General features: G+C 56.7%; 10 protein-coding genes. 9 read left to right on the forward strand and 1 reads right to left on the reverse strand.

Annotation, left to right across the window (positions count from 1 at the left end):
- Nucleotides 1-27: 27 nt before the first annotated feature.
- The 5 genes from BN1129_RS08720 to BN1129_RS08740 are packed head-to-tail and all read left to right on the forward strand — an operon-like array spanning nucleotide 28 to nucleotide 5,963.
- Nucleotides 28-1,545 (forward strand): N-6 DNA methylase, encoded by a 1,518-nt coding sequence (locus BN1129_RS08720; RefSeq protein ID WP_042035866.1) that lies wholly within the window; start codon nucleotides 28-30, stop codon nucleotides 1,543-1,545.
- The gene (locus tag BN1129_RS08725; protein ID WP_084204609.1) at nucleotides 1,538-2,035 is read left to right on the forward strand and encodes a virulence RhuM family protein; all 498 of its coding nucleotides are present in this window, start codon (nucleotides 1,538-1,540) and stop codon (nucleotides 2,033-2,035) included. The genes BN1129_RS08720 and BN1129_RS08725 overlap by 8 nt, the downstream gene beginning before the upstream one ends.
- On the forward strand, nucleotides 2,032-3,786 hold the full coding sequence (locus BN1129_RS08730) for a restriction endonuclease subunit S (RefSeq protein ID WP_042035867.1): 1,755 nt from the start codon (nucleotides 2,032-2,034) through the stop codon (nucleotides 3,784-3,786). Before BN1129_RS08725 ends, BN1129_RS08730 begins: the two co-directional genes overlap by 4 nt.
- Nucleotides 3,787-3,826: 40 nt before the next feature.
- On the forward strand, nucleotides 3,827-4,834 hold the full coding sequence (locus BN1129_RS08735) for a YecA family protein (protein ID WP_209418493.1): 1,008 nt from the start codon (nucleotides 3,827-3,829) through the stop codon (nucleotides 4,832-4,834).
- Nucleotides 4,835-4,844: 10 nt separating this feature from the next.
- Nucleotides 4,845-5,963, forward strand: coding sequence for a hypothetical protein (locus tag BN1129_RS08740; RefSeq protein ID WP_042035868.1), 1,119 nt, complete (start codon nucleotides 4,845-4,847; stop codon nucleotides 5,961-5,963).
- Nucleotides 5,964-6,218: 255 nt separating this feature from the next.
- Here the strand turns inward: BN1129_RS08740 and BN1129_RS08745 are convergent, their stop codons facing one another.
- On the reverse strand, nucleotides 6,219-7,082 hold the full coding sequence (locus BN1129_RS08745; protein ID WP_042035869.1) for a YicC/YloC family endoribonuclease: 864 nt from the start codon (nucleotides 7,080-7,082) through the stop codon (nucleotides 6,219-6,221).
- A gap of 277 nt (nucleotides 7,083-7,359) precedes the next feature.
- Here BN1129_RS08745 and rph point away from each other — a divergent pair, with 277 nt between their 5' ends.
- From rph to cueR, 4 genes are all read left to right on the forward strand, one after another.
- Entirely contained in the window at nucleotides 7,360-8,076 is a 717-nt protein-coding gene (rph, locus tag BN1129_RS08750; protein ID WP_021138508.1) for a ribonuclease PH, read from the forward strand.
- A 341-nt stretch (nucleotides 8,077-8,417) separates the two neighbouring features.
- Nucleotides 8,418-9,071, forward strand: coding sequence for an orotate phosphoribosyltransferase (pyrE, locus tag BN1129_RS08755; protein WP_042035870.1), 654 nt, complete (start codon nucleotides 8,418-8,420; stop codon nucleotides 9,069-9,071).
- 191 nt (nucleotides 9,072-9,262) lie between these two features.
- Nucleotides 9,263-11,695, forward strand: coding sequence for a heavy metal translocating P-type ATPase (locus BN1129_RS08760; protein WP_042035871.1), 2,433 nt, complete (start codon nucleotides 9,263-9,265; stop codon nucleotides 11,693-11,695).
- A 10-nt stretch (nucleotides 11,696-11,705) separates the two neighbouring features.
- Nucleotides 11,706-12,095, forward strand: coding sequence for a Cu(I)-responsive transcriptional regulator (gene cueR, locus BN1129_RS08765; RefSeq protein ID WP_042035872.1), 390 nt, complete (start codon nucleotides 11,706-11,708; stop codon nucleotides 12,093-12,095).
- The last annotated feature ends 43 nt before the right edge of the window (nucleotides 12,096-12,138 follow it).

The raw sequence follows: 12,138 nt of genomic DNA on the forward strand, positions 1-12,138 counted from the left end.
CCATTTTTGTAAAAAGCAGAGAATCCCATGTCATCCATCAGCTCAGTCATCAAATCCATTCAGGACATCATGCGCAAGGACGCCGGTATCGACGGTGATGCCCAGCGCCTCGGCCAGCTCTCCTGGCTGCTGTTTTTGAAAGTGTTCGACGCCCAGGAAGAGGAGCTGGAGTTTGAGCAGGATAACTACCGCTGCCCCATCCCCGAGCGCTTCCTGTGGCGCAACTGGGCGGCCGATAGCGAAGGGCTTACCGGTGATGCCCTGCTCTCATTCGTCAACGATGATCTGTTCGACTCCTTAAAAAACCAGCCTGCCAATATCAGTCTCAACCCCCGTGGCTATGTGGTGAAAGAGGCGTTTTCTGATGCCTTCAACTACATGAAGAACGGCACCCTGCTCAAGCAGGTGATCAACAAGCTCAACGAGATCGATTTTACTGACAGCAGCGAGCGCCACCTGTTTGGCGACATCTACGAGCAGATCCTGCGCGACCTGCAAAGCGCCGGTAATGCGGGCGAGTTCTACACCCCCCGCGCCGTCACCCGCTTTATGGTCAACCGTATCGATCCCAAACTCGGCGAGCGGATCATGGACCCGGCCTGCGGCACCGGCGGCTTTCTCGCCTGCGCCTTCGATCATGTCAAAGAGCACTATGTCGAGACCGCTGCCGACCACCAGACCCTGCAACAGCAGATCCTGGGGGTCGAGAAGAAGCAGCTGCCGCACCTCCTTTGCACTACCAACATGTTGCTGCACGGCATCGAGGTGCCGGTGCAAATTCGCCATGGCAACACCCTCGACAAGCCGCTGTCGAGCTGGGATAGCGATATCGATGTGATCCTCACCAACCCGCCCTTTGGCGGCACCGAGGAGGATGGCATCGAGCAGAACTTCCCCGCCGATCTGCGCACCCGCGAAACCGCCGACCTGTTCCTGCAGCTGATTATCGAAGTCCTTGCCCCGGCAACAAATGGCAAAGGCGGTCGCGCCGCCGTGGTACTGCCCGATGGCACCCTGTTTGGCGAAGGGGTCAAAACCAAGATCAAGCAACTGCTCACCAGCGAGTGCAACCTGCACACCATAGTGCGGCTGCCCAACGGCGTGTTTGCCCCCTATACCGGCATCAAGACCAATATCCTCTTCTTCACCAAGGGCCAGCCCACCCAGCATGTCTGGTTCTACGATCACCCCTACCCGGCTGGGGTGAAAAACTACAGCAAGACCAAGCCGATGAAGTTCGAGGAATTTGAAGCCGAGATCAATTGGTGGGGTGATGAGGCGGACGGCTTTGCTGCCCGAATCGAGAACGAGCGGGCCTGGAAGGTCAGCATCGACGAGATTGCGGCTCGTAACTTCAACCTCGATATTAAAAATCCCCATGTCGGCGAGCAGATAAGTCATGACCCCGACGAGCTGCTGGCGCGCTATGCCGCAGAGCAGACCGAAATTCAGAGCCTGCGTGAGCAGCTAAAAACCATTCTGGGCGAGGCCTTGGGAAACAAGGCACAACTTGGCAAGGGCGAGGCAGGTCAAGACCATGAGTGACACGGCGCAACAGATCGCCATCTTCGAGGGGGAGAGCGGTGAGATCAACGTCACTTTGCAACAGGAGACCGTCTGGCTAAATCAGGCCCAACTGGCCCAGCTGTTTGCCAAAAACAAACGCACCATCTCCGAGCATATTCGCAACCTGTTTAAAGAGGGCGATCTGGAAGAGAGCGCAGTTGTCCGGAATTTCCGGACAACTGCCAGCGATGGTAAAAGCTACGATACCCAACACTACAACCTCGATGTCATCATCTCGGTCGGCTATCGGGTCAAATCACCGCAAGGGGTGCGCTTTCGCCAGTGGGCCACCCGGCTGTTAAAAGAACATCTGGTCAAGGGCTACACCCTCAATCGCCAGCGCTTTGAGCAGAACGCTAGCGAACTGGTGGCCGAGTCGGCCCCGGCACAAAAAGAGACCCTGATCCGCCTGATTATCAATATGCTGACCCCGGCAATAGCTGTGACTGACTTTGGAACGACCCCATGAGCCATCTCGATACCCTGATCACCGACCATCTGGATCTCTGGACTGCGGCGGTGCGCCCCAAAAGCAGTGCCGGGCGCGGTAGCAACAGCAAGCTGGAACTCACCGGCATCAAAAAGCTCCGCGAGCTGATCCTGGAGCTGGCGGTGCGTGGTAAACTGGTGCCGCAAGACCCTAACGATGAACCGGCCTCCGTGCTGCTGGAACGGATTGCCGCCGAAAAGGCGCGGCTGGTGAAAGAGGGCAAGATTAAAAAGCCCAAAGCATTACCGGAAATTAGCGAGGAAGATAAGCCGTTTGGATTACCGGAAGGGTGGGAGTGGGTCAAGCTGGGGGAAATTGGTTATGACCATGGTCAGAAGACTCCTGACTCTTCATTTACCTATATTGACGTGGGCGCAATTAATAAAGAAATGGGCTTTATTGATTCACCGACAGTAATGGCTGCTTCCGATGCACCATCTAGGGCTAGAAAAATTGTAAAGTCTGGAACAATTATTTATTCTACAATTAGACCCTATCTTCTTAATATAGCGGTTATTGATGAAGATATGTCTCCGGAGCCAATTGCGAGCACTGCGTTTGCAATTATTCACCCATTTGATGGTGTTTTAAGTAGCTATGTATATAGGTATCTGCGTTCACCATGTTTTGTAAATTATGTTGAAAGTGTTCAAACAGGAATTGCCTATCCGGCGATTAATGATAAGCAGTTTTTTAATGGAATAATTCCACTTCCTCCAACAGAAGAACAACACCGCATTGTCGCTAAAGTCGATGAGTTAATGGCCCTCTGCGACCAGTTGGAGCGGCGTAGCGAATCACAGCTGGCGGCCCATCAGACGCTGGTGGAGACCCTGCTCGCTATGCTCACAGACAGTGCTGATGCCGACGAGTTGGCGCAAAACTGGGCGCGGCTAAGCACTCACTTCGATACCCTCTTTACCACCGAGGCCAGTATCGACGCCTTGAAACAGACCATCCTGCAACTGGCGGTGATGGGCAAGCTGGTGCCGCAAGATCCGAGCGATGAACCCGCCTCAGCCCTGCTGGCGCGCATCGCCGCCGAAAAGGCGCAGCTGGTCAAAGAGAAGAAAATCAAAAAAGAGAAACCGCTGCCTGCGATTAGTGAAAACGAAAAGCCGTTTGAACTGCCGCAGGGGTGGGCATGGTGTTATCTGCAAGAGATTACTTTTCTGATAACGGATGGGAAACATGGTGATTGTAATAATTTAGATAATTCTGGATTCTATTTTTTATCAGCCAAAAACATCCAGAACGGCAAACTGGTTTACGATAATGCTAGGCAAATTGTTGAATCAGAGTTTGCAGAGATACATCAGCGAACCGACTTGGAAGCAGGTGATATTTGCATGGTAAATACGGGTGCTACAGTTGGTAAAATGGCTATGGCCCAAGATCATATTTATACAAGAAAAACCACATTTCAAAAGAGCGTTGCCGTAATTAAAGTTGCAAGTAATTACATTTCAAATAGATATGTAGCATTATTTCTTGAGTCTGAGATTCCCAATCTATTAAAGCTATCTGGTGGCAGCGCCATTAATAACTTATTACTTGGTGATTTAAAAAGAAAACTATTACCGCTTCCTCCACTCGTAGAACAGCATCGCATTGTCACTAAAGTCGCTGAGTTAATGGTCATCTGCGACCAACTTAAATCCCGCCTGAAAACCAGCCAGCAGACCCAGCTTGCCTTGGCCGAGTCGCTGGTGGAAGGCGCCTTGTCCTGATAAGCCGCTTGCAGCATTCGCCCGATGATAAGAGCCATTGATGATGAAACTCAGTGGTAACGATCCTTGCCCCTGTGGCAGCGGTAAAAAATTTAAACGTTGTTGTATGGCCCGCGAGGGCAAGCTGCATGCCGACGTGCAGGATGAGGTCGCCGCCATATTGGCCATGAACCCACATTTGAGCCTGGCCGATCTCAATGTGGCGTTACAGCACAAAATGGCGGATCGTAATAATCAACCGCATCCCGATTTTTGTGGGGTGACGCCAACCCAAATGGCTAATTGGCTTTATGCACCGTTCGATCAATTACAGTGGCTCACCATCAGCACCCCAGAACATCTTGCTGCCAGCCCGGTGATGCGCTATCTAGGCCTCATGCTTGATGAGGCCATGGCGCAATCCGGGTCATTCAACGCCACCAGCAAAGGCAACTTGCCGACCAAATTAGTCAAACAGGCCTGTGCGTTATTGCCGGAGTTTGCCGTGGCGCAATGCATATCTGACCTCGGTATCTGTGAGTTTGCGGGCAATAACGAAGACAAATTCAATGCCCTGCACTACACCAGAGTGTTAGCCGAACTCAGTGGGATTATTTATCGCCGTAGCGGTCGCTATCATGTGAAAAAAGCAGCGCAAAAGCAGTATCAGGCGGCAGGGATACAGCCCTTTTTTAAACCTATGCTAGCGGCTGCCGTCAGCCAATATAACTGGGCGTATTTTGACCAACATCCATTCGATGTCGATGTGGGTATATTTTGGGTGTTTATGCTGTGGCGCCTGCAACACCACCACAGTGCTGCCGAGTTGGTGCAAGAGGTGATGACGGCGTTCCCCGATGTGCTCTTGACCATCCCTACCGACCATTACTTTTCACCGGAACAAACCTTATCCATGATCATCGAATCACGGTTTATTGAACGATTTTTACAATACTGGGGATTTGTGACGGTTGAGCCGAGGCGTTATATCAACGCTGAACCGGTCGCCAGAAGGGTTCATATCCAGCCTTTGTTACAGCAAACCTTTCAATTCACCCTTAACCGATAGCAAGGTCATCGTGAGCGAATATCAATACTACAAATTTGAGCGTGTCGACGGGCAGTTAGCCCCTCACGCCCGCCAGGCACTCAGAGCCATTTCAAGTCGAGCCGAGATTACCGCGACCGCTTTTCAGGTCTATTACACCTACAGTGACTTGAAGGCTGAGCCTGCTGAGCTGATGTTAAAATATTTCGACATCGGTTTTTACTATGCCAATTGGGGTTCTATTTATGCTTATATCAAGCTGCCTGCCGGCACGATCCCCGATGCGTTACTTGGCGTTTCGCTCGATGGCCTTCATGTAGATGAACGCGATGAATGGCAATTGCTGACTTTTTCCATCGAAGAGTATGGCGAATATTTTGACGATGAACAGGCTGACGACTTTTTCCAGCATTTAGCCGCTTTGCGCAGTGCCTTAATTCAGGGGGATTGGCGTCTTGTCTATTTTATGTGGCTGAAAGAGTGCGAATTTAATGAAGAAATTGATGGGATACCTTTAATTCATTTCGATTTTGAGCACCTCAGTGAGGAGGTGCAGGCGTTTGCCACCCTTTATGATATTCCCTTGGCTTGGGTTAACGCACTGGCGATGGTGCTGAATGCACATCCCAGTCACCCAGCCAAAGAGGCCGAGTTGCAGTTTGACGGGTGGTTCCATCATCTCACTGACGCGGAGAAACAGACGCTATTAAGCACGCTGTTTGAACAAGGCCAGTTAACCCGTCATCAAGCCTTGGCGATGACGCGAAAAGAATCGGCCAACCAGGACGAAGCCTATCACTATTGGTTAACTCCTGACGTAATTACGCCTTACGTTGCACAAGCGCAACGCCAATTACAGCAAGCACAAGCCGACGCGCGCGCAAAGAAAATGGCGCTTGAAAAAGCGGAAAAAGAGAAAGCATTGACGGATATCTACCATCAGCGCGAACACGCTTGGCAGCAAGCACAAGAACAGGCGGATCGCACGTGCGCCAGTGGCTACGATGCGGCATCACGCTATTTGCATCAGTTGTGGGAAGCCTATCAATTCAAAGGCGATAGCCCCGCGTTTGCCCGGCGCTTTAAGCGATTTGTGGTGGCGAACAACAGCCGTAAAGCGCTGTTAACCCGGCTGAAAGATCTCCTGTAGGCGGGTATCCGGTTACGTAACATGAGCCTGCGTTGTTGAGTTATGTTCCCGGCCGCCATGGTGTTCGCCTCAACATGACCCCTGGCGGCGAGCTGGGAGCCATCATCGTCGAACAAAACAAGCAGGCGCGGCATGCCGGTTGTCACCGACATCGGCCCATCTATGTGGCCGGTAAAATGAAAAAAGCCCTGTATCTACCCTGCTATTCACAAGGTAATACGGGGCTTTCAAGAGATCCTTGGGCGGCTGAAAAAACTATTCGATGTTCTGAATTTGCTCGCGCATCTGCTCGATCAGGACTTTCAGCTCGACGGCGGACTGGGTCACTTCGGCATTGATGGACTTGGAGCCGAGCGTGTTCGACTCGCGGTTGAACTCCTGCATCATGAAGTCGAGACGGCGGCCACAGGCGCCACCCTTCTTCATGATCTTGATGGTTTCGCTGATGTGCATCTCCAGACGATCCAGCTCTTCGGCCACGTCGATCTTCTGGGCCAGCATCACGATCTCCTGCTCGATGCGGGCCGGATCCAGCTCCACCTTGGCCTCGGTCAGGCGATCGGTGAGCTTCTGGCGCTGCCATTCGATGATCTGTGGCAGGTGTATGCGCACCTTCTTCACTTCCACCTGGATGCCATCCAGACGCTGCTGGATCAAGTTCTTGAGGTTGGCCCCTTCGCTGGCACGGGAGGCGATAAAGTCTTCCATGGTCTGGTCAAACCCGCCAAGCAGCTCGGTGGCGACGGCGTCCATGTCCTGTTCGGCGGCGGCCATGACACCCGGCCAGCGCAGCACGTCGACCGGGTTGAGCTGGCCCTGGCCTGCTTCTTTCATTACCCAGTTGGCGCTGTCGATGATGAGCTTGGCCAGCTCTTCATTGATGTGCAGCTGGCTGGCGGCCGCCTGAGCGGCTTCGAAACGCAGGTTGCACTCCACCTTGCCGCGTTGCAGCTTGGCACGGAAACGCTCACGCAGCACCGGCTCCAGGCTGCGCAGTTGCTCCGGCAGACGGATATAGGTTTCCAGATAGCGCTGGTTGACCGAACGAATTTCCCAAACGGCTGTGCCCCAGTCGCCCTTGAATTCCTTGCGGGCGTAGGCGGTCATGCTGTGAATCATTGATTGTTCCGGGCTTGATGAAGTGTGCGGCCAGTATACTCAGCCAGACTTGTCCCGTCAGCCATGGCTGTGGCTTTACAACCTGTTCCGGCTTTTGTGGGACTGTGTTGAGCCCGGCCCGGTGCTGCCCTGAATCCTCATTGAGGGCGATAAACGTGGATTCCTGCTCGGTTCCTCACCACTCACGACCGATCAGGAACAGCGTCTTAGCGGCTGATATTTGGGGCTGGATCACTTATACTCCTGCGCCAATTCAGCCAGCCCAGAGGTCCGTTCCATGTCACGTCCCAGCGATCGCAGTGCCGCGCAACTTCGCCCGGTTACCATTACCCGCAATTTCACCAAACATGCAGAAGGCTCAGTGCTGGTGGAGTTCGGTAACACTCGCGTGCTCTGCACCGCCAGCGTCGACACCAGCGTTCCCCGCTTCCTGAAAGGGAAGGGTCAGGGTTGGGTCACTGCCGAATATGGCATGCTGCCGCGCTCCACTCACTCCCGGATGAACCGCGAAGCGGCTTCCGGCAAGCAGAGCGGCCGTACCCTGGAGATCTCCCGTCTGATCGCCCGCTCCCTGCGCGCGGCGGTAGACCTGACCGCACTGGGTGAGCACTCCATCACAGTTGACTGTGACGTGTTGCAAGCCGATGGCGGCACCCGCACCGCCTCCATTACCGGTGCCTGTGTGGCGCTGGTGGATGCGCTGAACTGGATGGTCGAGAAGGGCATGCTCAAGCAGAGTCCGCTCAAGCAGATGATCGCCGCCGTCTCTGTCGGCATGTATCAGGGCGAAGCCATCTGCGATCTGGAGTACATCGAAGACTCCGCCGCCGAGACCGACATGAACGTGGTGATGACCGAAGACGGTCGCATCATCGAGGTGCAGGGCACTGCAGAGGCCGAGCCCTTCACCCATGAAGAGCTGCTGGCGATGCTGGGGCTCGCCAAGGGCGGCATTGAAGAGATTATTGCGCTGCAGAAGCAGTCACTCTCCTGATACCAGGATCTGTTGATGTTTCGGCACAAGTCGCGTTGCAGTGTCAAAGAATGCCAGGCTAGGCGCAGGATGCCGCCAATGGTTATTCCCTTGGCAAGTCCTGCAACAACGCATGGCATCCTTTGCCACGCAACCCGTAGGGACGGGTCTGTTTTTGTGCATAACGTCGTTATTCGATGCCTCGTTTGGATTACCAAACTTCGCATCTCATGCCTAGTTCTGCGCAAAAACCGACTCCGTCGCGTCTGTGACGAAGCGTCAACAGATCCTGCAAACGCGGCATTGGCCGCGTTTTTTTATACCCCCACACAAGTAAACGACAAGCCAAGCAAGGAGCCAGAATGAAAGCCTACCAGCGTCAATTTATCGAGTTCGCCCTGGAGAAACAGGTCCTCAAATTCGGTGAATTCACCCTGAAATCCGGTCGTAAAAGCCCCTACTTCTTCAACGCCGGTCTGTTCAACAGCGGCCGCGATTTGGCCCGTCTCGGCCGCTTCTATGCCGCCGCCCTGATGGATGCCGACATCGAGTTTGACGTGCTGTTTGGCCCGGCCTACAAGGGGATCCCCATCGCCTCCGCCACCGCAGTGCAGCTGGTAGAGCAACACGATGTAGATGTGCCCTGGTGCTTCAACCGCAAGGAGGCCAAGGATCACGGCGAAGGCGGCAATCTGGTGGGCAGCCCGCTCAAGGGGCGCATCATGCTGGTGGACGACGTCATCACCGCCGGGACCGCCATCCGCGAATCCATGGATCTGATCCAGGCCAACGGCGCCTCGCTGGCTGGCGTGCTGATCGCGCTGGACCGTCAGGAGAAGGGCAAGGGCGAGCTCTCCGCTATTCAGGAAGTGGAGCGTGACTACGGCGCCCACATCATCGCCATCATCCAGATGAGTGATCTGATTGCCTATCTGGAAGAGAAACAGGCCGCGCAGCCGGAGTTGGCGGTGCAACTGGAAGCCATGAAGGCTTACCGCGCCCAGTACGGCATCTGATCGCCCGCTGTTCTAGCGCTAACAAGCCATGCATCGGCGCTCGCCTCTTACCCGGGTAATCCGGCAGGGGGCGGGCGCCGTTTTTTCATGTTTAAAAAGTGCGAGTCGTGACTTGAGCTTGCCCTTACAGTAAAGGTTAGGGTTTGGCGGTCGGCAGCCAGTTCGGCCGATTGGTTCCGAGGAGGAACAGCATGAGCACCCCACTTCAACACCCCATTCATCTGCAACTGCCGCTCAGTGGCATGAGCTGCGCCAACTGTGCCAGCCGCATCAGCACAGCACTCAACAAGCTCGACGGCGTGACGGCAACCGTCAACTTCGCGTTGGAGCAGGTGGCCATCGAACTGGGTGACCCGGCCCGCTTGCCCGCGGTACTCGACAGCATCACCGGGCAGGGTTACGGCTACGGCCACGAAACCCTCTCCTTCCAGATCAGCGGCATGACCTGCGCCGGTTGTTCAGCACGTCTCAACAAGATGCTGGCGGCGCTGCCGGGCGTGCTCTCGGCCGAGGTCAATTTTTCCATCGAGCAGGCCCGCATCGAGCTGGTGCCCGGCATGCAGACCCCGGCCTCGCTACGCGAACATATAGAGGCGCTCGGCTTTGGTGCCCAGCTGGTGCAGGGCTCGGCCAGTGCGCGCCGCCAACAGCTGCAGGCCCGTGAAGAGCAGGAAGCTGCCACCACGCACAAGGCGCTGATCCAGGTTGTGATTTCGGCCCTGCTGACCCTGCCGCTGCTGGTGGGCATGATCGCTATGGCGGGGTTGCTCCCTTGGCATCTGCCCGCTTGGCTGGAGCTGCTGCTCGCCACGCCGGTGCAGTTCTGGATCGGTGCCCGCTTCTATCGCGGTGCCTGGCTTGCCCTCAAGAACCGCGCGGCCAACATGGATGTGCTGGTGGCAACCGGCACCAGTGCCGCCTACTTCTACAGCCTCTACCTGCTGCTGACGCTGGGGATGGCCGCCAGCGGCCAGCTCTATTTCGAGGCGAGCGCCATCATCATTACCCTGATTTCGTTGGGCAAACTGCTGGAGGCCCGCGCCCGCCGCAGCACCCAGTCCGCCATTCGCGAACTGATGGCGCTGCGGCCGGAAACCGCCACCGTCTGGCGTGGCGAGCGCTGGCAGAGCGTGGCCATCGACGAGGTGCTGCGCGGCGATCGGCTGCGGGTGCTGGTGGGCGAGCGTGTGCCGGTGGATGGCAAGATAGTGAACGGCGCCAGCGAGCTGGACGAGTCGATCCTCACTGGTGAGAGCCTGCCGGTGCCGCGCAGTGCGGGCGACAAGGTGCTGGGCGGCGCCATCAACTGTTCCGGGGTGCTGGAGATTGAAGCCACGACTGTGGGGGAGGAGTCCAGTCTCAGCAAGATCATCGCGCTGGTGGAGAGTGCCCAGATGGGCAAGGCCCCGCTGCAACAGCTGGTGGACAAGGTCTCCGCCGTGTTCGTACCGGTGGTGATGGCCATCGCCCTGTTCACCCTGCTGGTGTGGTACGCCATCGGCAACGATTTCGGTCAGGCGCTGCTGGCCGCCGTGGCCGTACTGGTGATCGCCTGTCCCTGCGCGCTGGGGCTGGCGACGCCGGCAGCCATCGTCACTGGTACCGGGGTGGCAGCCCGTCATGGCATCCTGATCAAAGATGTGGATACCCTGCAGAAGGCTCACGCCATCAAGGCGCTCATCTTCGACAAGACAGGGACGCTCACTCAGGGGCGGCCGGTGCTGGCGAACTGGAGCGGTAATGACGAGCAGTTACGGCTCGCTGCCGCCTTGCAGCAGGCGAGCGAGCATCCGCTGGCACTGGCGATGCGCGAGGCCGTCGGCACAGAAGTGGCGCTGCCCCAGCCGGAGGCGGTCGAGGTGCGGGTCGGTGCGGGTATTGTCGGTCAGGTGGCAGGCCACAGGGTCGCCATCGGCAATGGATCCCTGCTGGCTCAGCTCGGCATTGATCAACCGCAGCAGGATGAACAGCCCGCCGACGGCGCGACCCGGGTCTGGGTCGCCATCGACGGCGTGGTGGCCGGTATCGCGGCACTGGCCGACACCTTGCGCCCCGAGAGTGCGCAAGCCATCGCTACCCTGCGCCAGCGCGGCATCGCCAGCTGGCTGGTGAGCGGCGATGCGCCGGCCCCCGTGGCCCATATCGCTGCCAAGCTGGGGCTGGATGGGGCGTTTGACTCCGTGCTGCCCGCAGGCAAGGTTGAAAAAGTCGAGGCGCTGCGGGCGCAAACTCGCGGGCTGGTGGCCATGGTGGGGGATGGGGTGAACGATGCCCCCGCGCTGGCCGCGGCGGATGTCGGCATCGCCATGGGCTCCGGCTCTGATGTGGCGATGGAGACGGCCTCCATCACGCTCATGCGATCTGACCCACGATTGGTGGCCGATGCCATCGACATCTCGGCGGCCACCTGGCGCACCATACAGCAAAATCTGTTTTGGGCCTTCGTGTTCAATATCATCGGCATTCCGCTGGCGGCACTGGGGTATCTCAGCCCCGAGCTGGCGGGGGCGGCCATGGCCCTGAGCAGCATCACCGTTTTGAGCAATTCCCTGTTACTGAAACGCTGGCAGCCCAAGACGGGCACCCATGCCGGTCACCATGTCAGCACTGAATCGAACCGCTAAGGAGTCATCCATGAATATCAGCAAGGTAGCCAAGGCGACGGGACTGACCGCCAAGACCATCCGTTACTACGAGAGTATCGGTCTCATCTCGGCGCCGGTGCGCAGCGATAACGGTTATCGCAGCTACACCGAGGGGGCACTGCGGGAGCTGCGCTTCGTCAAGCGAGCGCGGGAGACCGGCTTCAATCTGGAGGAGTGCCAGGAGCTGCTGGCGCTCTACCGGGACGAGCACAGAACCAGTGCCCAGGTGAAGAAACTGGCGCAGGAGAAGATCGTCGATCTGCGGGCTCGCATCGCCGGCTTGCAGGCCATGCTGGCTTCCCTCGAGGGGCTGGTATGCTGCTGCCACGGGGATGAAAGTCCCGAGTGCCCGATCCTGGACGAGCTGGAGCGCGGTTGACTAACCGCTTAATAACCGACGTTTGATTGTTGGTCCGGAAGGG

The organism is Aeromonas popoffii (assembly GCF_000820025.1).
GTDB classification, from domain to species: domain Bacteria; phylum Pseudomonadota; class Gammaproteobacteria; order Enterobacterales; family Aeromonadaceae; genus Aeromonas; species Aeromonas popoffii.

What these genes read in the sequence shown, in the direction of transcription:
- BN1129_RS08730 (WP_042035867.1), top strand. Translation starts at nt 2,032, where the DNA reads ATGAGCCATCTCGATACCCTGATCACCGACCATCTGGATCTCTGGACT.
- BN1129_RS08725 (WP_084204609.1), top strand. Translation starts at nt 1,538, where the DNA reads ATGAGTGACACGGCGCAACAGATCGCCATCTTCGAGGGGGAGAGCGGT.
- pyrE (WP_042035870.1), top strand. Translation starts at nt 8,418, where the DNA reads ATGAAAGCCTACCAGCGTCAATTTATCGAGTTCGCCCTGGAGAAACAG.
- cueR (WP_042035872.1), top strand. Translation starts at nt 11,706, where the DNA reads ATGAATATCAGCAAGGTAGCCAAGGCGACGGGACTGACCGCCAAGACC.
- BN1129_RS08745 (WP_042035869.1), bottom strand. Translation starts at nt 7,082, where the DNA reads ATGATTCACAGCATGACCGCCTACGCCCGCAAGGAATTCAAGGGCGAC.
- BN1129_RS08760 (WP_042035871.1), top strand. Translation starts at nt 9,263, where the DNA reads ATGAGCACCCCACTTCAACACCCCATTCATCTGCAACTGCCGCTCAGT.
- BN1129_RS08720 (WP_042035866.1), top strand. Translation starts at nt 28, where the DNA reads ATGTCATCCATCAGCTCAGTCATCAAATCCATTCAGGACATCATGCGC.
- rph (WP_021138508.1), top strand. Translation starts at nt 7,360, where the DNA reads ATGTCACGTCCCAGCGATCGCAGTGCCGCGCAACTTCGCCCGGTTACC.
- BN1129_RS08735 (WP_209418493.1), top strand. Translation starts at nt 3,827, where the DNA reads ATGATGAAACTCAGTGGTAACGATCCTTGCCCCTGTGGCAGCGGTAAA.